The following is a 22,579-nucleotide window of genomic DNA, read 5'->3' as shown; positions in this document are numbered from 1 at the left end:
CCTGTCTATCCGGGCCAGTCTGATCGGTGTCTGAACGGTCGGCCGACGCCGACCCGCTAACGGGCGGTGCCGCTGTCCACCGCGAAATCGGCGATGGCGCCGGCGGTGGTGAGCCAGATCTCGTCGCGGCGGGCCGCGATATGGGCGAGCGCCCGGCGCAGGGGGCGCAGGCGGTGGGGCTGGCCGACGATGTAGGGGTGGAGGGCGATGCCCATCACCAGGGGGGCGGTGCGCGACTGCTCCAGCATCTCGTCGAAGGCCTCGACGATGGCGTCGGCGAATTGCTGACCGGTCTCCTTGCGGGCCACGATGGCGGGGATGTCGTTCAGCTCCTGCGGATAGGGCACCGCCAGGATGCGGCCGCCGTCGCGGGTGGCGAACCAGGTCGGCTGGTCGTCGTGGCACCAGTCGAGGAGGTAGCGATAGCCCGCCTCGGCGAGGAGGTCGGGCGTCCGGTGGCTCTGCGAGATCCACGGTCCGAGCCAGCCCTTCGGCGGCCGACCCTCCTGGGCGGTGAGGATCGCGGTGGCCTCGGCGACGAGGGCCCGCTCCTCGGCCTCGTCCCGGTCGCCCTGGCGCTCGGCGTTGGTGCGGCCGTGCCCAACGATCTCGTCGCCGCGCGCCCGGAAGGCCTCGATCAGGCCGGGGCAATCGGCGTAGAGGCGGCTGTTGACCAGCACGCTCGCGGGCATCTTCAGGGCATCGAGGGTGTCCCGGATCCGCCAGGCGCCGACCCGGTTGCCCCAGTCGCGCCAGGCGTAGTTGAGCACGTCCGGCTGCGGGCCGCCCGGCGCGAGTTCGGCGCCGAGGCCGCGGCCGAAATCGAAGCCCTCGAGGTTGAGCCCGAGATAGACCGCGAGGCGCTTGCCTCCGGGCCAGTCGTAGACCGGCCGGTCGGGCAGGGCGCTGTAGGCGTAGCGGCCGTGATGCGGCGCGGGCGTGTCGGTCATCGTGGGTCTCGGAAGCGGGTCAGGACGGGTTGAGGAGCGCGGGCTTGCGCCGGTCCACCCAGCAGGTCACGGCGTCGTAGGCGGCACCGAGCTGGAGGCAGGCGCGCTCGCCGTTGTTGGGTCCGACGATCTGGATGCCGGAGGGGCGCCCGGCCGGGTCGAACCCCGCCGGGACGTTGAGGGCGGGCAGGCCGCTCATGGTGACGGGGATCGTCGCCTCCATCCAGCGGTGATAGGTGTCCATCGCCCGGCCACCGACGCTCTTCGGCCAATGCTCCTCGACGTCGAAGGGGAAGACCTGGGTCGAGGGCATCAGGAGGAAGTCGTAGCGCTCCTGGAACCGGCGCACGGCCTCGTACCAGGCGGTGCGGCCCTCCTGCGCGGCGGCGATCTGGTCGGCGGAGAGGGAAAGCCCGCGCTCCACCTCCCAGACCGCCTCCGGCTTGAGCAGCGCCCGATAGGCGGGCTCGTCGTAGAGGGGCCGCAGGTTGGAGGCGGTCATCCAGGCGCGAAGGGTGAGCCAGTCACGCCAGACCTTGCCCATGTCGAAGCGCGGACGGTCCCACTCGACCTTGGCGCCCAGCGCCTCGAAGGCCGGGAGGGCGCTGCGATCGAGATCGAGCACGCCCGGCTCGAAGGGCAGGTAGCCGCCGAGATCATCGAACCAGGCGATCCGGGTGCCGGTGAAGTCGCGATCGAGGCTCCCGGCGAAGATTGCGGGGTCCTGCGTGTTCGAGTAGGGCACCCGCCCGTCGTAGCCCGCCTGGACCGAGAGCAGCAGGCCGATATCCGCCGGCGAACGCCCGATCCCGCCCGCCACGCCCAAGCCGGGCGTGAAGGCGTCCTTAGTCTCGATCGGGATGCGGCCGTAGCCGGTGCGCAGGCCGAAGAGGTTGTTGAAGGCGGGCGGATTGCGCAGGGAGCCGGCATGGTCGCTGCCGTCGGCGACGGGCTGCATGTGGAGGGCCACCGCCACCGCCGCGCCGCCGCTGGAGCCCCCGGAGGTCTTGGTCGGATCGTAGGCGTTCCGGGTGGCACCATAGACCGGATTGAAGGTCTGCGAGCCGAGGCCGAATTCCGGCATGTTGGTCCGGCCCGTGAAGATCGCGCCAGCCCTGCGCAGGCGCTTGACCATGATCGAATCGGCCGCCGCGATGCGATCGCGGAAGATCGGCGACCCTTGCGTGAAGGGCAGCCCCTTGACCGCATCGATGTCCTTCACCGCGTGGGGAAATCCATGCAGCGGTCCGAGGAACTCGCCGCGCGCCGCCTGTCCATCGCGTTCCTCGGCAGCGGCCAGGAGTTCGCCCCGGTCGCGCAGGGCCACGATGGCGTTGACCGTCGGGTTCAGCCGCTCGATCTGGTCGAGATAAGCGGTCATGACCGCGACGCAGGAGACGCGCCGGGCGTGGATCGCGGCCGAGAGGTCGACGGCGCCGAGGCTGAGGATATCGTCGTTCGAAGCCTCGCCGAGCGCCGGTTCGGCCGGGGCGATGGATGGGTCTGTGCTCATGCTCTTGCTCTGGAACGCGCGCCTGCATGCCGCCGGCACCGGCACCGGCGCCTGGGCCGGCACCGGCGCTCGGGGCGAACCCGGCCCTCAGGCCGGCAGTCGCCGCTCCTGGAAGGCGTGGCAGGCCACACCCTCGACCAGGGCCGGGACCTCGCTGCGACAGCGCTCGTTCGCGAAGGGGCAGCGCGGGTTGAAGGCGCAGCCCGAGGGGGGATCGATGGGGTTCGGGATCTCGCCCGAGACGGGGATGCGCCTGCGCCCGGTGAGCCCGATATCCGGAACCGCATCGAGCAGCATGCGCGTGTAGGGATGTTTCGGAGCACGGAAGAGTTCCCGTCCGTCTGCGATCTCGACCACGCGCCCCAGATACATCACCCCGATCCGGTTCGCCATGTGGCGCACGACGGCGAGGTTGTGGCTGATGAAGAGGTAGGTCAGCCCGAGGCGGTCCTGCAGGTCGCGCATCAGGTTGAGGATCTGGGCCTGGACCGAGACGTCGAGGGCCGAGGTCGGCTCGTCGCCCACCAGGAACTCCGCCTCCGAGGCCAGTGCCCGGGCGATGGCGATGCGCTGGCGCTGCCCGCCGGAGAATTCGTGCGGATACTTCACCCCGTCGTCGGGATGCAGGCCGACGAGGCCGAGGAGTTCGCCGACGCGGGCGCCGATGGCGGCCTCGCCCTGGAGCAGGTTGAAGGCCCGGATCGGCTCGGCGATGATCCGCCGGACCCGCCAGCGCGGGTTCATCGATGCGTAGGGGTCCTGGAAGATCATCTGGATGCGCCGGCGCAGGCGGCGGCGGGCCGCGGCCTCCCGCGGATCGGTCATGGAGATCCCGGTGATGCGCACGTCCCCGGCGCTCGGGGGCAGCAGACCCACCACCATGCGGGCGACCGTCGACTTGCCCGAACCGGATTCGCCGACGAGCGCGAAGGTCTCGCCGCGGCGGATCTCGAAGCTGACGCCGTCGACCGCCCGCAGGATCTGCCGGGGCTGGCGCTCGATGATCCGGGCGAGCCAGGGGCGCGACACGTCGAAGTTGCAGCGCAGGCCTTCGATCGCGACGTAGGGAGCCTCCGTCCGGGCGCTCGGGGCGGGCGGCGGCATCACGGGCGCATTCATGCGGCGGAGGCCTCGGACCGATCGTAGAGGTGGCAGGCGACCCGGTGTGCTCCCACCGGGATCGGGTCGGGCCGCTCCACCACGCAGCGGGTGAAGGTGGAGGGGCAGCGCGGATGGAAGGCGCAACCCTTCGGAATGCTCGAGAGCCGGGGCATCGCGCCGGGGATCTGGGCCAGCCGGTCGGTCTCCTGGGCCAGCGTCGGGATCGCCCCCATCAGGCCCTTGGCATAGGGGTGGAGCGGGTTCTGCACCACGTCCCGCACGGGGCCGATCTCGGCGATCCGGCCGGAATACATCACCGCCACCCGGTCGGCGGCCTCCGCGATCACGCCCATGTCGTGGGTGACCAGCATCACGGCGGTGCCGCGCTCGGTGCCGAGGCGCTTCAGGAGCGCGATGATCTGGGCCTGGACCGAGACGTCCAGCGCCGTCGTCGGCTCGTCCGCGATGATCAGTTCGGGCTCGGCGGCCAGCGCCAGGGCGATCACCACGCGCTGGCGCATGCCGCCGGAGAATTCGTGCGGGTAGCCGTCGATCCGTCGTTCGGGCGCCGGAATGCCGACCTCGGCCAGGAGGTCGATGGCCCGCCGGCGCGCCGCCTTCTCGGACAGGTCGGTATGGGTCCGGATGGTCTCCACGATCTGGCGCCCGACGCGATAGAGCGGGTTGAGGCTCGTGAGCGGGTCCTGGAAGATCATTCCGATGCGCCGGCCCCGGATGCGCCGCATGGCCTCCGGCGACAGGGTGTCGATGCGCTCGCCCCGGAGGAGGATCTGCCCGCCGACGATGGCGCCGGGCGGGTCGATGAGGCCGATGACGGCCGAGCCGGTCACCGACTTGCCCGCTCCCGACTCGCCGACGACGCCGAGGATCTCGCCCCGGGCGATGTCGAAGGAGACGTCGTCGATGGCCGTGAGGGTGCCGCGCCGGCCGGCGAAGGCGACGCGCAGGTTGCGGACCGAGAGGACGGGCTCTGTCATGCCGGCACGATCACTGGAGTTTCGGGTTGAGGGCGTCGCGCAGCCAATCCCCGAGCAGGTTGATCGCCAGGACGAGTCCGGCGAGCGCCAGGCCCGGGAAGGCGACGATCCACCACTCGCCGGAGAACAGGAAGCGGTTGCCCGTGCGGATCAGGGTGCCGAGGGACGGCATCGAGTCCGGCAGGCCGGTGCCCAGGAAGGAGAGCGTCGCCTCGGTGATGATCGCGAGCGCCAGGTTGATGGTGGCGATGACGAAGACCGGCCCGAGGACGTTGGGCAGGACGTGCCGGACCATGATGACGGGCGAGGACAGCCCGATGAGCCGTCCGGCCTGCACGTAGTCCTTGTTCTTCTCCACCAGCACGGAGGAGCGGACGGTGCGAGCGTACTGCACCCAGAACGACAGGCCGATCGAGAGCACGATGAGCCCGATGGCGGCGTTCGTGTCCATCTGGCTCCCCAGCGCCGCCTTGGCGACGCCGTCCACCACCAGGGCGATGAGGATCGCCGGGAAGGTGAGCTGCACGTCGGCGACGCGCATGATCAGCGTATCGACGAAGCCGCCGAAATAGCCCGCCACCAGGCCGAGCAGGATGCCGAGCGTCCCCGAGACCAGGACGCCGAGGAGGCCGACCACCAGGGACAGCCGGAGGCCGTAGAACACCGCCGAGAGCACGTCGCGGCCCTGGTCGTCGCTGCCGAGGGTGAAGGGGGCGACGCCGTCGGCGTACCAGAGCGGGGGCAGGTTCGAGTTCATCAGCTCGAGCTGGGCCGGGTCGTACGGATTCTGGGGCGAGATCCAGGGGGCCGCCACCGCGAGGACGACGAAGACCAGCGTCACCGCGAAGGCCCCCATGGCCAGCTTGGAGCGCCGGAAGCTGGCATAGACGTCGGAATCGAGGAAGCGGGCCAGAGTCGAGCGCCCGGCCGGCGTCTGCGAAGCGAGGGGAGCGTCCTGCAGGGAAGCACTCATCAGGCCCGTCCCGTGGAGAGGCGCAGGCGCGGATCGACGATGGTGTAGAGCACGTCCACCACGAGGTTGATGACGACGAAGATGGCGGCGACCAGCAGCAGGTAGGCCGCCATGATCGGGATATCGACGTTCTGCACGGCCTGGACGAAGAGCAGGCCCATGCCCGGCCACTGGAACACCGTCTCGGTGATGATCGAGAAGGCGATGACCGAGCCGAGCTGGAGGCCCGCGATGGTGATGACCGGCACCAGCGTGTTCTTCAGGGCGTGCCCGAGATGGATCGAGCGGGTGGTGAGGCCCCGGGCCCGGGCGAAGCGGATGTAGTCGGTGCGCAGCACCTCCAGCATCTCGGCGCGCACCAGCCGCATGATCAGGGTCATCTGGAACAGCCCGAGGGTGACGGAGGGCAGGATGAGCGCACGCAAGCCGGAGGCGGTGAGGAAGCCGGTCGTCCACCAGCCCAGCCGCACGGTGTCGCCCCGCCCGAAGGAGGGAAGCCAGCCCAGCGTCACCGAGAACAGGAAGATCAGCAGGATGCCGATCAGGAAGGTCGGCAGGCTGATGCCCACGAGCGAGATGGCGAGGAAGATCTTGGCGAGCCAGGTGTCCCGCCGCAGGGCGCAATAGACCCCCATCAGGATGCCGACGGTGAGCGCGAACAGCGTGGCGCAGAGCGCGAGTTCGAGGGTGGCGGGCATGCGCTCGGCCAGCAGCGCGGAGACCGGCTGGCGGAACTGGTAGGAGGTGCCGAACTCGCCGCGGACCACGTTGCCGGCGTAGCGCAGGAACTGGACCGCCACGGGATCGTCGAGGCCGAGATCCTTCCGGATGGCGACGCGCTCGGCATAGGGCGTGTCGACGCCCACGATCTGGTTCACCGGATCTCCGGCGAAGCGGAACATCGAGAAGGCGATCAGCCCGACCGCGAACAGCACGGCGATGGACTGGAGCAGGCGCTGCAGGACGAAGGCGATCATGGATGGGCGCCTTCCGAACCGGATCGGGGCCGTCCGATCGATGGCGACGGACGGCGCGACGTCATTCCGGGGCGCCGCCGGCGAACCCGGACCCGAAGGGGCGCGCCAGCGGCGTGCAATCCAGAACCGCTGACGGCGGCAGGCCGGGCCTCGTCGGCGGTTCTGGATCCTGGGCTCCGCTGCGCGGCCCCCGGATGACGGACCGCTTCCTGGACCGATCCTCCGCTGAGGACCCGTCCGGTTCGCAGTCCCGGATCGAGGCTTGGCTCATGAGCCTCTGCAAGCTTCTCGCGAAATCTCACGGCTGCTTCGAGACCCAGTACAGCATCAGCATGTTGTCCGGCCGCTGGACCAGGGTGACCTTCTTCGACACGCCCCAGGCCAGGGCCTGCTGGTGGAGCGGGATGAAGCCCCAATCGGCCTGGATGGTGTCGAAGCCCTCCTTGATCTCGGCGTTGCGCTTGGTCGGGTCGCTCTCGGCCTCGACGGAATCGGCCAGCGCGTCGACCTTCGGGTTGCAGTAATTGCCGAGGTTCCAGTTGCCGCGGCCGGGCTTGGACCCATTCCGGCAGCCGGCGATCTCGAACAGGATGTTGTGCGAATCCTGGGAGGAGGGGGTCCAGCCGACGAGGTAGAACGAGGTGTCGTAGGACGGCGCCAGCACCTTGGCGAAGTACTTGGCCTTGGGCTGGGCGTTGAGGTTCACCTTCACGCCGACGCGGGCCAGCATCGAGACCACGGCCTGGCAGATCGCCTCGTCGTTGACGTAGCGGTCGTTCGGGCAGTCCATGCCCAGCGAGAAGCCGTCCGGGTAGCCGGCCTCGGTGAGGAGCGCCTTGGCGCGCTTCGGATCGTATTCGGGGCGCTTGAACTCGGAGGCGCGGGGGAACAGCACCGGCGCGATCAGCAGGGCGGAGGGCACGGCCTGCCCGCGCATGACGCGCTTGGCGATCGTCTCCTCGTCGATGGCCCGGTAGAAGGCCTCGCGCACGCGGACGTCCTTGAATGGGTTCTTGCCCTTGACGTTCGAGTCCTTGAGCTCGTCGCGGGACTGGTCCATGCCGAGGAAGATGGTGCGCAGCTCCGGGCCGGCCATCACCGTGGCGGTGCCGCTCCCGTTGACGCGCTGGGCGTCCTGCAGGGGCACGGGGTCGATCCAGTCGACCTCGCCGGAGATCAGGGCGGCGACGCGGGTGGCGTCGTTCTGGATCGTGGTGAAGACCGCCTCGTCGAGGTTGGATTCGATCTTTCCCCAGTAATTGGGGTTTTTCTTGAACACCGTGCGCACGCCGGGCTGGTGCTCGGTGACGATGAACGGCCCGGTGCCGTTCTCGTGCAGGGCTGCGTAGCTGGTGGAGGTGGCGCTCGGCAGGGTCGGGGCGACGGCGCCGTTCTTCTCGGCCCAGGACTTCGACATGATGTACCAAGTCGAGAACTGGTACAGGGCGATGGGGTTGGGGCTCTTGAGCTTCATGTCGACGGTGTGGTCGTCGATCTTCACCCATTCGGCGTCCGACGGGACGTTGGTGGTGAAGTTCGAGCCCGGCGCGCGCACGCGGTTGGCCGAGAAGATCACGTCGTCGGCGGTGAAGTCCGAGCCGTCATGGAACTTCACGCCCTTGCGGAGATGGAAGCGCCAGCGCGTCGGCTCCGGATTCTCCCAGGATTCCGCCAGCATGGGCGCGAGCTTCAGGTTCTTGTCGCGGGTGATGAGCGAGTCGAACACCGCGCCGTGCATGCCGATCGTGAAACTCTCCTTCAGGGAGTAGGGATCGAGGGACTTGATGTCGCCCTGGAAGGCAAACCGGAAGACGTTCGCCGCGTCGGCCGCCACCGTACCGGAGAGGCCGATCAGCCCGGCGAGGGCCGTGGCCGAGACGAACGCTTTGACCGTGGACTTCAACAAGGCACCCATCCTCTTCGCGTCCGTTTCCCGTGCGGCTCGCCCCACCTTGGCACGGATCGGGCCAAGCCCGAACGCCGTTCTCGCCGCCGTCCACTTCGATGCTGCGGACCTGAGACCGCGCATCGATCGGACCGCGCGATGCTCAAAAATTGATCAAGCGTCACGAGCCGGTCAAGCTTCGCCCGGACGGCGCCCCGGTGCGCCGGCTGAACAGGGAGGCGCCCGGACCGGTTGAACCGGCATCCCCGATCCCACAGCCGCTTCCCCGGTCGGGACCAGGAGACCGGCCCCCTGTTCGCCGCCCGCGCGCCCCTCGGCGAGCACGGACATCGGGGTGGCCGGATTCGGTCTCGCGGCGGCAAGGCCGATCGGGGGTGGCGCGCGCCGCCGCCGATGCAACGAGGCCCGGCGCGGCGCGGGACCATCGGGGCGCACTCGATCGGCCGTGTCCGTCATCGCCGTTCGCCAACAGGACAGATCCGGAGCAGTCGCCATGGCCGATCTCGAGCACACCCTGCGGCGCTTCCAGGGCCTCCTGGTGGCCGAACAGCCGGTCGACATCGGCGAGGCGGAGGACGCGATCTGGGCCTATCTCTCCCAGGCGCAGGGGCTGTCCGCCCAGGTCGAGGCCCTCGACCGCCTTCAGGACGCGGTCGACCGCTGGGACAGCCAATCGCCGTTTCTGCCGAACCTGCGCGCCGCCCTCGACCGGCACCGGACCCGCCTCGCCGAGCCCTCGGCCTGACGTCCGCCGATGCATCGCCGCGGGCCGCGCCGAGGCCCGCTTCCGTCCAGCGATGCGCGCCGATGAGGCCTCGTCCCGGATCGCGGGATCGCAGGCGGCTCGCTCAATCGTCCTCGACCAGGTGCCGGTAGGCCGCCTCCGCGACCCCGTAGCTTCCGCCGGCCGCCGCCTGCAAGCGGGTGCGATCCGTGATCGTGATCCGGCCGCGGCGGGCGCGGATGTAGCCGGCCCCTTCGAGGTTCTGGACCGCGAGCGTCACGCCCGAGCGCTGCACGCCCAGCATCACCGCCAGCACCTCGTGGGTGAGCAGGAGATCGTCGCCATCGACCCGGTCGTGGCACATCAGCAGCCAGCGCGCGAGGCGCGTCTCGATGCCGAAGCTGGCATTCACGAAGGCGGTTTGCCGGGCCTGGAACAGCTCGGATTGAATGAAGCGCAGCATCTGCCGCCGCAGGGAGGCGCTGCGTTCCATCGCGTCCTGAAGATCGGGAAGGTCGATCGCGAGGGCCGAGCCGCCGATCTGAACAACGTGCTCGTAGGGTGAGCTCCGCGATCCGAGAATGACCGTCGAGCCTCCGACGAAACCTTCCGGGCCGATCATCCCGACTTCGAGCCGGGTGACGCCGATCTGCAGGATGAGGGAGACGAGGCCGGCCTCGACGAAGTAGGCCCGCTCCAACGGCGCACCGGAATGGATGAGGACCTGCCGGGCCGGAAGGTCCACGCGACGAAGATGTGGCTGGAGCAACGTCAGATCGTCGGACGACAGCGTTCGCAACAATCGGTTACGCGGCGAGATCTGCATTCCCGGTGGTCGAGCCTCGTTCTCTCGGGTCAGAGAACCAAGACTCTCACGCCCGAGCGAGGCCATAGCGAAGGTCGAGCACTCGATCAATGGAAGATGGTAACGCGCCCATCGACCATCTGGACGCAGCAGTACCCGGGGATAAACATAGGTTAACTGTTTGAAATCATACAAAATTGGATGCGGTGATTACAACTGCTGAAGCGGCGGGATAAATGAATGCAGTTTGCCGCTGCCAGTCCCATGCAGATATCGAGAGCAGAACGACATGATCTCGTCGGATCGACGAACCGACGTATCTTGCTGGACAGCCGGGGCGCCCGCCGTCCGTCCGCAGTCTCCGTCCCGGGCGACGCCGGCAAGTCGCCTCGATCCGGGCCATAGGCATCGGCTCACGGGCGCCTTCGATGGCTCGCCCGCCCGCCGCGCGCGCTTCCTCTCGCCGTCGCCCGACGATCGGCCGCACCCCCACGCCGCCTGACCGCTGATCGCTGCCCCTCGACGCGAGGGCGAGCGCGATCCGATGACCGCTGCCAGAATCACGGACCCCGTCTTGTCGTCTCATTCCCCGTCTCCGCTCTTCGACCCGTCCAATGCGCTGATCCGCAAGCTCGAAGGGTTCAATCCCCTGTCGGACGCCGATCGGGCGGTGCTGCAACGGATCAGCGCCAACGGTCACATCATCGGGCCGCGCGTCGACCTGATCCGCGAAGGAGATCAGCCGGACGGCGTGATCCTGATCATGGAGGGCCTGGCCTGTCGGCAGAAGCACCGCGCCAACGGGGCGCGGCAGATCACGGCCTATCTCGTCCCCGGCGACGCCTGCGATCTCGACGTGGCGCTGCTCGCCCGGATGGACCACACCATCACCACCCTGTCGGCCTGCCGGGTGGTGCGCATCCCGTTCGACGTCGTCAGGCGCGTCATGGACGAGCATCCGGCGATCGCCAGAGCCCTGCGCCTCGGCACGCTCGTGGACGAGGCGACCTTGCGCGAATGGCTCGTCAACGTCGGCTGCCGATCGGCGATCGAGCGCATCGCCCACCTGTTCTGCGAACTCCTGGTGCGGTTGCAGGTGGTCGGATGCGCCAGCGAGAATTCCTATGAATTTCCGGTCACGCAGCTCGATCTCGCCGACACGGTCGGCCTCTCGAACGTACACGTCAATCGGTCTCTCCAGGAACTCAGGCGCCAAGGCGTGATTGAACTCAAGGGCAGGACCCTGACGATTCTCGACCGTCAACGTTTGAAATCGATAGCGGAATTCAACTCGAAATACCTGCACCTGGGAACGCGGGCCGCAGCATGATCATGAAACTACAGCCCGTTCAGGTCGCGACGGGCAGCAGCGACCGCGAGAGCCGGTTGGTGTTCGAGGATGGTCTGCTCGTCGCCGTCCTCGTCCAACTCTCCAGCGAGCACGATTCCGAGGCTGGGCATTGGTTCCTGGAGGCGGGATTCGGACGGGTCGACGATCCGCATGCGCCGATCTTCGCGGATCTCGACGAGGCGCAGGCCTGGATCGCCCGGCAACTCTCCGAAACCGGTCCTGTCGGCTGAGACCGCGCCGGACGACGGACGGCTTGGTCGCCGACTTTCCCGAGACTTGATTTGTGTGAATGCGCGGCAGGCGAGACTGCTTCACGCCTCTGCGGGGTCGGATCGCCAGCGGTGCGACCGGGTCTCGCCGGTGCCTTGCCCCCCGACAGCATCGGCGAGACCCTTTCGACGGCTCCCAGCGTTCAGCCTGATCCCCGTCGGCCGTGGCCACTTATGTCCCGGGCGTCGAAATTCCGACTTCCCGGACCGGCGGACGGCGCCTCCGGGATCCGGTTCAGACCTTGAAGTTCATCAGCAACGCGCTGGCGGAGGCCGTGCTCGTGCGGGTGCCGCCGGAGCCGTAGGGGCTCGTCTGGTCCTGGCGCGATTGAAGCTGCTTCACGAAGGTCGTGAGGAGATCGTTCGTGCTCTGGGCGGAGGCGTCGGTGGCGTTGGTCTGGGCATCAGCCGAGGCTTGATCGACGTCGACCGGCGGGGGACCGCCGTGATGGTGCCCGCCGCTTCGGCCCCCGACACCCGCGACGGACGATCCACCGGACTCGCCGCCGAGGACCGACTTCAGGGTCTTGGCCTGCTCGCTCGTCAGGCTCCCGCTCTGGACCTGCTGGCCGATGAGGTCGTCGATCCGCGCCTTCATGTCCTCCGGATCGAGGCGCGCCTGTCCCGCCGCACCGGCCCCGTCCGAGCTCTTCAGAGCGGCGTCGATCGTATCGACCGCCGTGTCTAACGCGGTCTGATCGGTGCTGCTGATCGAACCGGAGGCGGTCTGTGCCGCGATGCGGTCATGCGCCCGCACTTGCGGGGACGGAAAGACCGGGGCTTGCGAGGCAGAGATCGACGACATCGCCACTATCCTGAGTGTGGGTAATTGTCCCACGCACAGGATGGGCCGCGTCGGTTAACGCTTCATGAGCGCGGCGCCGCTTTCCGCGCCGCACCGATCAGCCAGGCGGCGAGCGTCCTGCCGAGACCGTCGATCGCATGGCGGAGCGTGCGGCGGCGGCGGGGCGCCCCGTTCCGGGGCAGGCAGGCTTTCAGGGACGGGCTCAGGCGCGGATCGGCTCTGTACATCGGGTGCGGCTTCACGGGGGTGGCGAGAACGTTCGAGGCGCGACCGTCCGAGACGTCGTGCACCAGCCGAGCGGGCCGATCGTTCTCAGAGGGCGAGGATCAGGAGGACGACCGTGGCGATCGCCGGGACGGCACAGAGGAGCAGGTCGATGAGCAGACCCGGCCGGTCCTCGGCCTGAGAGAGGACGCGGCGGTTCGCCGGCCGCGTCGCGATGCCGGCTTTCACGGGGCGCTCGAGGAGCCGGAGATCGAAGCCATCCGGTCGGCAGTCCGAAGGCGCGGGGCGGAGATCCCGACGACTCCCGTGGCATCCGCAACGGTCGTCCCGTCGATGGCGGCTTCGCGGCCGGCATAGCGCAGCCCGATCGCGGGCAGGCTCAGACCCGCGATCACCACGAGCCCGCGCGCGATCATCGCCAAGAACCGGCTCGGCGGCACGCGCTGTCGAGCCGGGGCGGCCGCGTTCAGGGGCGGCAGAGGCTCGGCGGGATGGAAGGGCCTCAGCTTGGCCATGGCGGTGCTCCGCGGGGAAAAACAGGCCTGGATCTCGTACGTGGGCAAATTTCCCACGTCAATCCGCGATCGTCGGGATCGGGTGTCGGACCGCACCGCGTGGGATTGTCTCCCACGGGGCGATGGCTATGCTCGCGGGATGGCCGATTCTTTCGAGACTCCCTCCGAGGGTGCGAACCTGCATGCCCCCGTCGCGCGTCTCCTGCGGCCGCTCGTCCGCCTGTTCGTGGCGCGCGGCATCACCTTCCCGGCCCTCACGACCCTCTTGCGCGAACTCTACGTCAACGTCGCCGAGTACGATTTCGCGCTGCCGGGGAAGGAGCAGACCGACAGCCGCGTCAGTCTCCTGACGGGCATCCACCGCAAGGAGGTCAGCCGCCTTCGCGGGGCCGGAGCGCCGGTCAGTGCCGTCCCGTCCTCGGTGTCACGGACCAGCCGGATCATCGCGCGCTGGCTGGCGGACCCGGCCTTCACGGATGCGCAGGGCCAGCCCCGGCCGCTGACGCGGGCGGGCGAGGGGAAAGGGCCGTCCTTCGAGGAGCTCGTCACCGCGGTCACCCGCGACCTGCGCCCGCGCGCCGTCCTCGACGAGTGGCTCGACCGCGGGCTCGTCGTCGCCGATGCCGACGGCCACATCGTGCTCGCCGAGGCGGCCTACGTGCCGAAGGGCGGCGGGGAATCGCAGCTCTACTACTTCGGGCGCAACCTGCACGACCACATCGCCGCCAGCGTCGCCAACATCACCGAACCGAGCCCGCGCTTCCTCGAGCGGGCCGTCCATTACGACGGTCTCTCGAAGGAGCTGGCCGAGCGCCTGGAGGCCCGCGCCCGCGAGATCGCCATGGAGGCTCTGCAACAGGCCAACCGCGAGGCCCATGCAGCCTGCGAGACAGATTCCGGTGGGACCCATCGCTGGAATTTCGGCGTCTACATCTATGCCGAGGATGCGCCGCCCGCAGCGGCGAAGGCGTGAGGGCCGCGTCCATGCGCGCACCCAACCGCCGCGACGCCCTGCGCCTGCTCGCCTCGGCACCCTTCGCCCTGGCCGCGCGCGCCGACCCGGTCCCGCCGATCCGCGACCAGGGCATCGGCGGCACCGGCGCGCGCCCGAGCCAGCCGCCCGGCGACGGACAGGACGGGGAGGGCGACCGCGGCCTCGGCGGCACCGGCGTGATAGGGACGATCCGCAAGTTCGGATCGATCATCGTCAACGACCTGCGCATCGCCTACCCGAAGGACGTCCACGTGCGGATCGACGGGCGACCGGCATCGGCCGGTGACCTGCGGATCGGGCACGTGGTCCGTGTCGTCGCCCTGGAGGCCGGCGGCACGCTCTCCACCCGCCGCATCGATGTCACCAGCGAGGTCGTCGGACCGGTCGAGGCCGTGAGGCCGGGTGGCCTCACGGTGCTCGGCCAGCGCGTCGCCCTGCCGACGGCGCAGCGCGACGGCTGGGCCCTGGGCGAGCGGGTCGCGGTGAGCGGCTTGCGCCGCCCCGACGGCGTCGTCGTCGCGAGCCTCGTCGAGCGCCGGCCGGAGGGACCCGCGCGGGTCGCCGGCCTCGTCCGGCGCGGCCCGGACGGCACGCCGATGATCGGCGCTCTCCGCCTCCTCGGCGCCGATGCCGGGCCGGTTGGACGGCGCGCCATCGTCTCGGGCGACCCGACCGGGACCGGCCTGACCGTGACCGGACGGGAGGAGGCGCGCGCCCTCTTCGTCCCCGGCCTGCGCCGGGTCTCGATCGAGGCCTATGTCGGGCGCAATGCGCGGGGCCTCCAGCTCGGCTCGGGCCTCGACGTCGCCGGCCGGCCCGATCCCGGATTGCCCCGCCGCGGCAGCGTGCGCGCCATCGTCACCGCCGAGCCGTCGCGCGACGGCCGCCTCAGCGTGGAGAGCCTTCGGATCGACGGGCGCGGCAGCGAGCGCCCGGGCCTTCGGAACGGGACCGATCGCGGATCGCCGCCGCGGCTCGACGGCCGTGGCGTCGAGGGACGGGGTCTCGGGGGACAGGGCTTGGAGGGACGTGGCTTGGAGGGACGTGGCTTGGACGGCCGCGTGCCCGGAGGGCAGCCCGGCGGTGCCCCGCGCTTCGACATCGACACGCGCGCGCCGGCGGGCGCCGAGCGCGGTCGGCCGGGCGGCGGGTTTGGCGGCGGACCCGGCGGCTTCGAGCGCCCAGGCGGGTTCGGGCGCGGTCCGGACGGACCCGGCGGCTTCGGCGGCGGCCCCGGGCGTGGGCCGGGAAGTGGTGGAGGACCTGGTGGAGGACCGGGCGGACGCTGAGGCGTCGCTCCGGCTCGGTCCGCCGCGGCGAGGCCTACGGGGCCGGAACGCCGAGGGCGGTTCCGAGCCGTGCCCGGCATCGAGTCAGGCTCCGGAAGGCGCGTCCCGAATCCCGGGCGAGGCGGATCAGGGCCGGGATCTGGCTCGGCTGGCGCGTGATCGCGGCAAGCACCGCCAGGATGTCGGGCTCGCCATCGGGCTTCAGCGCCTGTGCGGCGAAGGCCGGAATCGCCCGGTCGGCCGGATCGCAGACGATGCGCAGGGCGGCGAAGGGCAGGCCGTGCCGTTCGGCATAGGCGGCCGCGACGTGCGATTCCATGTCGACCCCGGCGCTGCCGGTGGCGTCGCGAAGGGCCGCCTTGGCCGCCACGTCGAGGACGGCCGCATCGACGCCGGCGAGCACGCCTTCGCGGACCGTCGGCCCCGAACCGGCGAGGGCGCGCATCCAGGCGGCGGCGATGGACGGGTCCGCCCCGTAGCGACGGGCCGGCGTGACGATGGCCGTGGCCACCAGCACGTCCCCTGGGACCAACGCCGGATCGAGGCCGCCGGCGATGCCGATGCTGACGACGGCCCGGCAGCCGGGCGTGGGCCGCGCCGTCAGAAGGGCGCGCAGGCGTTGCGGATCGCCACCCGCCCCCACCGCGAGGACCCCGGGGCCCGAGGCGAGGCGCGCCTCCTTGGCCAGGCCGGTGACGGCCAGGACGGGGAGGGCGCCGGACGCGGTGACCGTGCTCATGCCGTCGCTCGATCGACCGCGAACCGACGTCTTCGCATCACATGCCGAAGGCGACCTTCCGGGTGTTGCTGCGCTTGAGGTTGCGGTAGCGCGCCATTGCCCAGAGCGGGAAGAACTTCGGATAGCCGTGATACCGGAGGTAGAACACCCGCGGGAAGCCCGTCGCGGTGTAGCGCTCCTCGGCCCAGAAGCCGTCGGCGCCCTGGGTGCGGGTCAGGTAGTTGATGCCCCGCGTCACCGCCGGATCGTCGGCCTCGCCCGCCGCCATCAGGGCGAGCAGGGACCAGGCCGTCTGCGAGGCGGTCGAGTAGCCCGGCTCGAAGGCCGGATCGATCTTGTAGGACGAGGCGTCCTCGCCCCAGCCGCCATCCGGATTCTGGATGCGGATCAGCCAGGCGACGGCCTTGCGGATCTCCGGCGAGGCCGGATCGACCCCGGCCGCGTTCAGGGCGCAGAGCACCGACCAAGTGCCGTAGATGAAGTTCATGCCCCAGCGGCCGTACCACGAGCCGTCCTCCTCTTGGTCGTTCAGGAGGTAGGTGACGCCGCGGTCGAGGGCCTTCGAACTCTCGCGGGTCTCGCCGAGCTGCGCCAGCATCGAGACGACGCGGGCGGTGACGTCGGCCGTCGGCGGATCGAGCAGCGCGCCGTGGTCGGAGAACGGGATGTGGTTCAGGTAATGGTGGTTGTTGTCGGCATCGAAGGCCGCCCAGCCGCCGTCGCTCGACTGCAGCCCCTCGACCCATTCGCGGGCCCGGGCGATGGAGGCGCCGTAATCGGGCACGTCGGCCACGAGGCCGTGCTGGTGCGAGGCCCGGTCCATCGCCATCACCACCACGGCGGTGTCGTCGAGGTCGGGAAAGTGCGGGTTGGCGTACTGGAAGGCCCAGCCGCCGGGGCGCACGTTCGGCCGGCCCGCGGCCCAGTCGCCCTTGATGTCGAGAACCTGGAGCGGCTTCAGCCAGTCGAGACCGCGCCGGGCCTGGTGCTCGGCCTCCGGGCCGCCGGCCTCGAGGAGGGCATGGCCGGCCAGCGCCGTGTCCCAGACCGGGGACAGGCAGGGCTGCACGTAGGCCTCATGCTCCTTGACCACCACGAGCTTCTCGATCGCCTCGCAGGCGATCCGCACCTGGGGATGGTCGGGCGGATAGCCGAGCACGTCGTACATCAGCACGGTGTTGACCATGGCGGGGAAGATCGCGCCGAGGCCGTCATCGCCGTTCAGGCGCTCGCTGACCCAGGCCACGGCCTTGTCCATCGCCCGCGCCCGGCGCTTCTTCGGGAAATAGTCCTGCGTGACCTGCAGCATCCGGTCGATGGCGCCGAAGATCGGCGTCCAGGGCCAGGTCGCGTGGGGGCTGCCGGGCCAGGTGCGCACGGTCTGGGGCGGCGCCACGAACAGCTCCGGGATGCCGATGCCGCGCGGATTGCGGGCGAGCGGCTTCCTCGCCTGGATCACCAGCATCGGCACGATCACGCAGCGCGCCCAGTAGGAGACCTTGTCGAGGTGGAACGGGAACCACTTCGGCAGGTGCATGATCTCGACCGGCATCACCGGCACCGCGCGCCACGGCACCTCGCCGAAGAGGGCGAGCAGGAAGCGGGTGAACACGTTCGAGTTGGCCGCACCGCCGCGGGACAGGATCGCCTCGCGCGCCCGGCGCATGTGCGGGGCCTCGATCGAATCGCCACTCATCTTGAGGGCGAAGTAGGCCTTGACGCTGGCGCTCATGTCGAACGGGCCGTCATGGACGAGCGCCCAGCCGCCGTGCTTGCCCTGCGTCCGGCGCAGATAATTGCCGATCTTGGTTTCCAGCTCCGGCGCGATCTCGGTGGCGCGGAACTGGTGGAACATGATGTATTCAGACGGGATCGTCGCGTCGGCCTCGAGCTCGAAGCACAGGTGGCCGTCGGCATGCGACAGCGCCGTCAGCGCCTGGGTCGCGCGCACGACGCCACGCTCGACGTCCTCGAGTGAGATCTCCTGAGTCTTGGGGCGCTGCAGCGCCTCGACCTTCTTGAATGCTTCCCGCATCGTCCTCGCCTCACCGGCCGCGCAGGCGGCCGCCATACCTCACGCCGCGCCGCGCGCTCGTGCCTGTCCGCACGTTCCGGTCCTCTTGGCGAGGGCCTGGGCGGCGGTCGTTCCAGAACGGATCGCTCCCTCGATCGTCGAAGGCAGGCCGGTCGCGGTCCAGTCGCCTGCCAGGACGAGATTCTCATGGGCCGTCACGGCGCCGGAGCGCCGTGCGGCCTCGGCGGGCGTCGCCGCGAAGGTCGCCCGCTTCTCCTTGACGATCTGCCAGCTTGGCAGTTCGGGCGCAAGTCCGGTCAAAGTCACGATCTCGGACCAGATCTGACGTCCCAAATCTTCACGCGGCACATCCAAGAGCCGATCGGCGCCGCTGATGGTCACGGACAGACGATCCGGATAGGCAAATAGCCATTCCGTCATTCCGTTCACCACGCCGAGAAGTAACGGCGATCCCGGCGGGGGAATCACCGCGAAATGCGCGTTGACGATGGAGCGATGGCTCTGCGGCGCCGGCAGGCCCGGCAGCAGGTCGCAGGCGACCCAGGGCGGCAGGGCAAGGACCACCGCGTCCTCCGGTGCGAGTTCGATCGATTCGTCGCCGAAGACCAGGCCCGCGATGCGGCCGTCACCGAGGGTCAGGCTGCGCAGCCGGTGGCCGAGGCGCAGCTCCGCGCCGCGGCGCGCGAGGAAATCCACCGCGGGATCGACGAAGGCCGCGGACAGGCCTCCGACGGCAACGAGGGGACGGCAGGCCTTGCCGCCGGCGCCCAGGGTCTCGCGCAGGATCGTTGCGGCGAGGCCGTTGTCGCTCTCCCGCGGGTCCGTGTTGAGCGCGGCGAGCAGCACCGGGTGCCAGAGGCGATCGTAGAGCGTGCCCTCGCAGGCCATGCTCTCGCCGATGGTGCCGCCCTGGCCCGGCGCCTTGCCGGCCGCGGCCTTCAGGATGCCCAGGGGCGCGAGGTAGTCGCGGGCCGTGGTGCCCGGCACCCGGCGCGACGCCTGCAGGACCCACCAGGGCACGCGGCCGGCATTGGGGCGCAGGGTCCAGCGCTCGCCGGTCTTCAGGTCGGCGAAGGGGAAGGCGGCCTCGGCCGGTCCGGACAGCGCACTCTCGGGCGCACCGATCGTGCGCATGAACGCGAGCGCGGAGGTGTTCCCCGAGAGCAGCAGGTGGTTGCCGTTGTCGATGGTGAGGCCGAGGGTCGGATCGTAGTACGAACGGCACCGGCCGCCGGCTTGCTTGGCCGCCTCGTGCACGACGACGCGCGCGCCGCGCTCCACCAGCGTGACGGCGGCGGACAGCCCGGCGAGGCCGGCGCCGATGACGTGAACCGTTCCTGCCATCATACGATCCCGTGCCGCAGGACGACGCCCAGCAAGGCGAGCTTGCCCGGCTTGACCCGGGCGCGGGGCTTCTCCCAGCCGCGGGCCAGAACGGCGTCGAGGTAGAGCCGGTAGGCCGCCGCCATGAGGCGCGGCGCCTTCGTCACCCTGCGCGGGCACTTGGCGATGATGTCCCAGGTGGCGCGGTAATGGGCCTCGGCCTCGCGGGCCACGGCGATGCAGACCTCGCCGATCCGCGGATGGTCGATGGCGGCCTGCGGCGTCGGCGCGGTCAGCCCGATGGCGGCCAGCTTCTCGCGGGGCAGGTAGAGGCGGTTGCGCTCGGCATCCTCGTCGATGTCGCGCAGGATGTTGGTGAGCTGCAGCGCGCGGCCCTCGTGATAGGCGAGGGCGATGCCCTCCTGCTCCGCCACGCCGAAAATCCGCACGGACAGGCGGCCGACCGCGCTCGCGACCCGGTCACAGTAGAGGTCGAGGGTGGCCTCGTCCGGAGCGACGATGTCCTCGAAGGCGTCCATCGCCATCCCGTCGATCACCGCCTGGAAGTCCTCGCGCAGAAGACCGTAGCGGCGGATCGGCACGACGAGATCCTGCACCCGCGGTGCGGGCCGGCCGGCGAAGAGCTCGTCGATGTCGGCGCGCCAGCGGTCGAGTTCGGCCGCCCGCACGGGGGCGGGGCCGCCATCGTCGGCGACGTCGTCGACCGCCCGGCAGAAGGCGTAGACCGCGTACATCGCCGCCCGGCGGTCGGGCGGCAGCAACCGCATCGCGGTGTAGAAGGACGACGATTTGGCCGGCAGCGCATCGACCGCCGTGGCATCGGCCTCGGCGGCCGGGGACATCGTGGCGCTCATGGCCGGGCTCCCTGCGCCGCCTTCGAGGCGGTCCTTGAGGCCTGCGCCCGAAGGGTCCGGCCGCGCAGGGGCCGGCGGGCCAGGGTCGCGGCGATGCCGCCGAAAGCCGTCAGGGCGAAGGCGGCCTTGCCGTGATGCACCTTCTCGCTCAGGGGGTCGCGCGCCATCAGGCCCCTGCACAGTACGACGGCGAGGCGGTGGATGGCGGCGATCTCCAGGCTGAGGCGCAGATCCGCGATGAGGTCGGGCAGGACCGCCCCCTCGTCGAGAAGCCCCATGGTGCGCTCGGCCAGCTCGGCGATCACGCAGCGCAGGGCCGGCGAGGCCTTGTCGGCCCCGAGTTCCGAGACCGCGGCGCCGTGCCGGTCGAGGGCGTCCTGCGGGATGTAGACTCTGTCGATCGCCTTGAAGTCCTTCCCGCAATCCTGAAGGTGGTTGATGATCTGGAGGGCGGCGCAGATCGCGTCCGATGGCCCCCAGACCACATCGCGATCCTCGCCATGGACGTCGAGGACGTAGCGCCCGACCGGCATCGCCGAGAGGCGGCAATAGGCGATCAGCTCGTCCCAGTCGGCGTAGCGGCTCTTGCGGGCGTCGAGGCGGAAGGCGTCGAGGAGTTCGAGGGCGTGGGTCGGCGTGAGCCCGCGAGCGGCGAGTTCGCGGCGCAGGGGCTCGGCGGCCGAATCCGTCGGCCTGCTACCGGTCAGGTCGTCGGCCAGGGCGTCGAGGAGCTCGATCTTCCGCTCCGGCGCCAGGCCGGTATGGTCCGCGACGTCGTCGCCCGCGCGGACGAAGTCGTAGAACGCCAGGATCGCGCCGCGATGCTTCGGGTGGATCAGGTGCGACGCGACGGGGAAGTTCTCGTCGCGATAGCCCTTGCCGGTGCGCGCCTCGGTGGCCGTCTGAATCGTCGTGCTCATCGCAGGCGTCCTTCCTGGCGGAACCAGGCGATCGCGTCGGAGAGGCCCTGCGCGTACGGCCGGGCGGTGTAGCCGAATTCGGCGCGCGCCTTCGCGTCGGAGAAGAACATCCGGTAGCGGGACATGCGGATGCCGTCGATCGTGGCGAAGGGCGCCTTGCCGGTGAAGCGGGCGATCTGCTCGGAGACGAAGGCGATCGGGTAGACCACCGCCCGCGGCAGGTTCACCGTCGGGGGCTTGCGGCCGACCATGCCGGCGATGTCGGCCAGCATCTGCGAGAGCAGGACGTTCTCGCCGCCGAGGATGTAGCGCTCGCCGGTGCGGCCGTGGCGCAGGGCCAGCAGGTGCCCCGCGGCGACGTCGTCCACATGGGCGAGATTGAGGCCGGTATCGACGAAGGCCGGCATCCGGCCGAGCGCGGCCTCCAGGATGATGCGCCCGGTCGGGGTCGGCTTGACGTCGCGCGGCCCGATCGGCGTCGAGGGATTGACGATGACGACGGGCAGGCCGTTGCGGGCCGCCATCTCCTCGACCACGCGCTCGGACACGACCTTGCTGCGCTTGTAGGCGCCGATGGCGGTGGCGGGGGTGAGGGGCCGGGTCTCGTCGGCCGGCGTGCCGTCGTCATGCGGCTTGATGGTGGCGACGCTCGACGTGTAGACGACGCGCTCGATCCCGGCCCGCAGGGCCTCCTCCATCAGGATCACGGCGCCGTCGCGATTCGTGGCGACGATCTCCTCCGGGTCCGGTGCCCAGAGCCGGTAATCCGCGGCGGCATGGACGAGATAGCGCTGGCCCTGGAGCGCGCGCGCCACGGCGGCGCGGTCGCGCATGTCGCCCTCGACGATCTCGACGTCCGTCCAGGTCAGGTTGGTGCGCGGGGAGGTGGCCCGGACCATGATCCGGACCGGGAAGCCGGCCTTGCGGAAGACGTCGACCAGGGCCGCTCCCAGGAAACCGCTCGCGCCCGTGATGAGGACCGGGCCGGCATCGAACGGGCCGGAAGGGGTCGCCTGTGGCATTTCTCTCGTAAGGGTCTGAGGATCGAATGCGCGCGCAGGGCCCGAAGCGGACTTCGGACCCATGAATGGCGCGCTTTTCTCATCGAAACCGCCGCCGGACAAGCGCAACGGAGCCACACCCGGGCTGCAAAGCCCGGATGGCTCGCGCGCCCGAACGGCCGCTCAGGCGAGGCGCAGGCGTCCCGACTGGCCGGCCTTCCGTTCGGGGAGGGCGTCCTTGACGGTCTTGAGGATGCCGGCGGCGTCGAGGCCGGCCTCGGCGTACATGGC

At 70.3% G+C, this 22,579-nt stretch carries 22 protein-coding genes; 5 read left to right on the top strand and 17 right to left on the bottom strand.

The genetic code is table 11. The features are described from left to right. Nucleotides 1–56 precede the first annotated feature (56 nt). From AC0IWM_RS08245 to AC0IWM_RS08215, 7 genes are all read right to left on the bottom strand, one after another. Nucleotides 57–950, bottom strand: a complete 894-nt coding sequence (locus tag AC0IWM_RS08245) for a polysaccharide deacetylase family protein (protein ID WP_471754188.1) — start codon at nucleotides 948–950, stop codon at nucleotides 57–59. Between the two features lie 19 nt (nucleotides 951–969). Beyond that, the gene (locus tag AC0IWM_RS08240; protein ID WP_471754186.1) at nucleotides 970–2,463 is read right to left on the bottom strand and encodes an amidase; all 1,494 of its coding nucleotides are present in this window, start codon (nucleotides 2,461–2,463) and stop codon (nucleotides 970–972) included. An 87-nt stretch (nucleotides 2,464–2,550) separates the two neighbouring features. Further along, the gene (locus AC0IWM_RS08235; protein ID WP_471754590.1) at nucleotides 2,551–3,567 is read right to left on the bottom strand and encodes an ABC transporter ATP-binding protein; all 1,017 of its coding nucleotides are present in this window, start codon (nucleotides 3,565–3,567) and stop codon (nucleotides 2,551–2,553) included. A gap of 11 nt (nucleotides 3,568–3,578) precedes the next feature. After that, complete coding sequence (locus AC0IWM_RS08230; protein WP_471754185.1) at nucleotides 3,579–4,562, bottom strand: ABC transporter ATP-binding protein; 984 nt, start codon at nucleotides 4,560–4,562, stop codon at nucleotides 3,579–3,581. 10 nt (nucleotides 4,563–4,572) lie between these two features. Further along, nucleotides 4,573–5,535, bottom strand: coding sequence for an ABC transporter permease (locus tag AC0IWM_RS08225; protein ID WP_471754183.1), 963 nt, complete (start codon nucleotides 5,533–5,535; stop codon nucleotides 4,573–4,575). Continuing rightward, nucleotides 5,535–6,512, bottom strand: a complete 978-nt coding sequence (locus AC0IWM_RS08220) for an ABC transporter permease (RefSeq protein ID WP_471754181.1) — start codon at nucleotides 6,510–6,512, stop codon at nucleotides 5,535–5,537. The genes AC0IWM_RS08225 and AC0IWM_RS08220 overlap by 1 nt, the downstream gene beginning before the upstream one ends. A 298-nt stretch (nucleotides 6,513–6,810) precedes the next feature. Continuing rightward, a complete protein-coding gene (locus AC0IWM_RS08215) occupies nucleotides 6,811–8,427 on the bottom strand; it encodes an ABC transporter substrate-binding protein (protein ID WP_471754179.1) in 1,617 nt (538 codons plus the stop codon). 484 nt (nucleotides 8,428–8,911) lie between these two features. Between AC0IWM_RS08215 and AC0IWM_RS08210 the strand changes: the two genes are divergently transcribed. After that, a complete protein-coding gene (locus tag AC0IWM_RS08210; RefSeq protein ID WP_471754177.1) occupies nucleotides 8,912–9,163 on the top strand; it encodes a hypothetical protein in 252 nt (83 codons plus the stop codon). 103 nt (nucleotides 9,164–9,266) lie between these two features. On the opposite strand, the gene AC0IWM_RS08205 is transcribed toward AC0IWM_RS08210, so the two are convergent. Beyond that, on the bottom strand, nucleotides 9,267–10,142 hold the full coding sequence (locus tag AC0IWM_RS08205) for a Crp/Fnr family transcriptional regulator (RefSeq protein WP_471754175.1): 876 nt from the start codon (nucleotides 10,140–10,142) through the stop codon (nucleotides 9,267–9,269). 349 nt (nucleotides 10,143–10,491) lie between these two features. On the opposite strand from AC0IWM_RS08205, the gene AC0IWM_RS08200 reads away from it, so the two are divergent. Beyond that, nucleotides 10,492–11,277 (top strand): Crp/Fnr family transcriptional regulator, encoded by a 786-nt coding sequence (locus AC0IWM_RS08200; RefSeq protein WP_471754173.1) that lies wholly within the window; start codon nucleotides 10,492–10,494, stop codon nucleotides 11,275–11,277. Then, complete coding sequence (locus tag AC0IWM_RS08195; RefSeq protein ID WP_471754171.1) at nucleotides 11,274–11,528, top strand: hypothetical protein; 255 nt, start codon at nucleotides 11,274–11,276, stop codon at nucleotides 11,526–11,528. Before AC0IWM_RS08200 ends, AC0IWM_RS08195 begins: the two co-directional genes overlap by 4 nt. Nucleotides 11,529–11,802: 274 nt before the next feature. Here the strand turns inward: AC0IWM_RS08195 and AC0IWM_RS08190 are convergent, their stop codons facing one another. The 3 genes from AC0IWM_RS08190 to AC0IWM_RS08180 all read right to left on the bottom strand — a co-directional run bounded on the left by AC0IWM_RS08190 (nucleotide 11,803) and on the right by AC0IWM_RS08180 (nucleotide 13,112). Beyond that, complete coding sequence (locus AC0IWM_RS08190) at nucleotides 11,803–12,372, bottom strand: hypothetical protein (RefSeq protein ID WP_471754169.1); 570 nt, start codon at nucleotides 12,370–12,372, stop codon at nucleotides 11,803–11,805. A gap of 312 nt (nucleotides 12,373–12,684) precedes the next feature. Next, nucleotides 12,685–12,825: a hypothetical protein gene (locus AC0IWM_RS08185; RefSeq protein ID WP_471754168.1), complete on the bottom strand. Its 141-nt coding sequence runs from the start codon at nucleotides 12,823–12,825 to the stop codon at nucleotides 12,685–12,687. Continuing rightward, nucleotides 12,822–13,112, bottom strand: coding sequence for a hypothetical protein (locus tag AC0IWM_RS08180; protein WP_471754166.1), 291 nt, complete (start codon nucleotides 13,110–13,112; stop codon nucleotides 12,822–12,824). Before AC0IWM_RS08180 ends, AC0IWM_RS08185 begins: the two co-directional genes overlap by 4 nt. A gap of 139 nt (nucleotides 13,113–13,251) precedes the next feature. On the opposite strand from AC0IWM_RS08180, the gene AC0IWM_RS08175 reads away from it, so the two are divergent. Further along, nucleotides 13,252–14,085 carry a DUF6502 family protein gene (locus AC0IWM_RS08175; RefSeq protein ID WP_471754164.1) on the top strand — a complete coding sequence of 278 codons (834 nt, stop codon included), beginning with the start codon at nucleotides 13,252–13,254 and terminating at the stop codon, nucleotides 14,083–14,085. A gap of 11 nt (nucleotides 14,086–14,096) precedes the next feature. Beyond that, nucleotides 14,097–15,395, top strand: a complete 1,299-nt coding sequence (locus AC0IWM_RS08170; protein WP_471754162.1) for a DUF5666 domain-containing protein — start codon at nucleotides 14,097–14,099, stop codon at nucleotides 15,393–15,395. Between the two features lie 34 nt (nucleotides 15,396–15,429). On the opposite strand, the gene AC0IWM_RS08165 is transcribed toward AC0IWM_RS08170, so the two are convergent. The 6 genes from AC0IWM_RS08165 to hpnA are packed head-to-tail and all read right to left on the bottom strand — an operon-like array spanning nucleotide 15,430 to nucleotide 22,309. Continuing rightward, nucleotides 15,430–16,134, bottom strand: a complete 705-nt coding sequence (locus tag AC0IWM_RS08165) for a phosphorylase (RefSeq protein ID WP_471754160.1) — start codon at nucleotides 16,132–16,134, stop codon at nucleotides 15,430–15,432. A gap of 37 nt (nucleotides 16,135–16,171) precedes the next feature. Continuing rightward, nucleotides 16,172–18,169 carry a squalene--hopene cyclase gene (gene shc / locus AC0IWM_RS08160; protein ID WP_471754158.1) on the bottom strand — a complete coding sequence of 666 codons (1,998 nt, stop codon included), beginning with the start codon at nucleotides 18,167–18,169 and terminating at the stop codon, nucleotides 16,172–16,174. A 39-nt stretch (nucleotides 18,170–18,208) separates the two neighbouring features. After that, nucleotides 18,209–19,513: a hydroxysqualene dehydroxylase HpnE gene (gene hpnE / locus AC0IWM_RS08155; RefSeq protein WP_471754156.1), complete on the bottom strand. Its 1,305-nt coding sequence runs from the start codon at nucleotides 19,511–19,513 to the stop codon at nucleotides 18,209–18,211. After that, the gene (hpnD, locus tag AC0IWM_RS08150) at nucleotides 19,513–20,367 is read right to left on the bottom strand and encodes a presqualene diphosphate synthase HpnD (protein WP_471754154.1); all 855 of its coding nucleotides are present in this window, start codon (nucleotides 20,365–20,367) and stop codon (nucleotides 19,513–19,515) included. The genes hpnE and hpnD overlap by 1 nt, the downstream gene beginning before the upstream one ends. Next, nucleotides 20,364–21,287, bottom strand: a complete 924-nt coding sequence (gene hpnC / locus AC0IWM_RS08145; RefSeq protein WP_471754152.1) for a squalene synthase HpnC — start codon at nucleotides 21,285–21,287, stop codon at nucleotides 20,364–20,366. The genes hpnD and hpnC overlap by 4 nt, the downstream gene beginning before the upstream one ends. After that, nucleotides 21,284–22,309, bottom strand: coding sequence for a hopanoid-associated sugar epimerase (hpnA, locus tag AC0IWM_RS08140; protein ID WP_471754150.1), 1,026 nt, complete (start codon nucleotides 22,307–22,309; stop codon nucleotides 21,284–21,286). The genes hpnC and hpnA overlap by 4 nt, the downstream gene beginning before the upstream one ends. Nucleotides 22,310–22,579 lie beyond the last annotated feature (270 nt).

Source organism: Methylobacterium sp. AC433 (assembly GCF_979253015.1).
The sequence above is the reverse complement of the archived record's forward strand: the minus strand, read 5'-3'. Positions and strand labels throughout refer to the sequence as shown.

What these genes read in the sequence shown, in the direction of transcription:
- AC0IWM_RS08195 (WP_471754171.1), top strand. Translation starts at nt 11,274, where the DNA reads ATGATCATGAAACTACAGCCCGTTCAGGTCGCGACGGGCAGCAGCGAC.
- AC0IWM_RS08210 (WP_471754177.1), top strand. Translation starts at nt 8,912, where the DNA reads ATGGCCGATCTCGAGCACACCCTGCGGCGCTTCCAGGGCCTCCTGGTG.
- AC0IWM_RS08175 (WP_471754164.1), top strand. Translation starts at nt 13,252, where the DNA reads ATGGCCGATTCTTTCGAGACTCCCTCCGAGGGTGCGAACCTGCATGCC.
- AC0IWM_RS08225 (WP_471754183.1), bottom strand. Translation starts at nt 5,535, where the DNA reads ATGAGTGCTTCCCTGCAGGACGCTCCCCTCGCTTCGCAGACGCCGGCC.
- AC0IWM_RS08230 (WP_471754185.1), bottom strand. Translation starts at nt 4,562, where the DNA reads ATGACAGAGCCCGTCCTCTCGGTCCGCAACCTGCGCGTCGCCTTCGCC.
- AC0IWM_RS08180 (WP_471754166.1), bottom strand. Translation starts at nt 13,112, where the DNA reads ATGGCCAAGCTGAGGCCCTTCCATCCCGCCGAGCCTCTGCCGCCCCTG.
- AC0IWM_RS08215 (WP_471754179.1), bottom strand. Translation starts at nt 8,427, where the DNA reads ATGGGTGCCTTGTTGAAGTCCACGGTCAAAGCGTTCGTCTCGGCCACG.
- hpnD (WP_471754154.1), bottom strand. Translation starts at nt 20,367, where the DNA reads ATGAGCGCCACGATGTCCCCGGCCGCCGAGGCCGATGCCACGGCGGTC.
- AC0IWM_RS08220 (WP_471754181.1), bottom strand. Translation starts at nt 6,512, where the DNA reads ATGATCGCCTTCGTCCTGCAGCGCCTGCTCCAGTCCATCGCCGTGCTG.
- AC0IWM_RS08165 (WP_471754160.1), bottom strand. Translation starts at nt 16,134, where the DNA reads ATGAGCACGGTCACCGCGTCCGGCGCCCTCCCCGTCCTGGCCGTCACC.
- hpnA (WP_471754150.1), bottom strand. Translation starts at nt 22,309, where the DNA reads ATGCCACAGGCGACCCCTTCCGGCCCGTTCGATGCCGGCCCGGTCCTC.
- hpnE (WP_471754156.1), bottom strand. Translation starts at nt 19,513, where the DNA reads ATGGCAGGAACGGTTCACGTCATCGGCGCCGGCCTCGCCGGGCTGTCC.
- AC0IWM_RS08245 (WP_471754188.1), bottom strand. Translation starts at nt 950, where the DNA reads ATGACCGACACGCCCGCGCCGCATCACGGCCGCTACGCCTACAGCGCC.
- AC0IWM_RS08170 (WP_471754162.1), top strand. Translation starts at nt 14,097, where the DNA reads ATGCGCGCACCCAACCGCCGCGACGCCCTGCGCCTGCTCGCCTCGGCA.
- AC0IWM_RS08200 (WP_471754173.1), top strand. Translation starts at nt 10,492, where the DNA reads ATGACCGCTGCCAGAATCACGGACCCCGTCTTGTCGTCTCATTCCCCG.
- AC0IWM_RS08190 (WP_471754169.1), bottom strand. Translation starts at nt 12,372, where the DNA reads ATGTCGTCGATCTCTGCCTCGCAAGCCCCGGTCTTTCCGTCCCCGCAA.
- AC0IWM_RS08235 (WP_471754590.1), bottom strand. Translation starts at nt 3,567, where the DNA reads ATGCCGCCGCCCGCCCCGAGCGCCCGGACGGAGGCTCCCTACGTCGCG.
- hpnC (WP_471754152.1), bottom strand. Translation starts at nt 21,287, where the DNA reads ATGAGCACGACGATTCAGACGGCCACCGAGGCGCGCACCGGCAAGGGC.
- shc (WP_471754158.1), bottom strand. Translation starts at nt 18,169, where the DNA reads ATGCGGGAAGCATTCAAGAAGGTCGAGGCGCTGCAGCGCCCCAAGACT.
- AC0IWM_RS08240 (WP_471754186.1), bottom strand. Translation starts at nt 2,463, where the DNA reads ATGAGCACAGACCCATCCATCGCCCCGGCCGAACCGGCGCTCGGCGAG.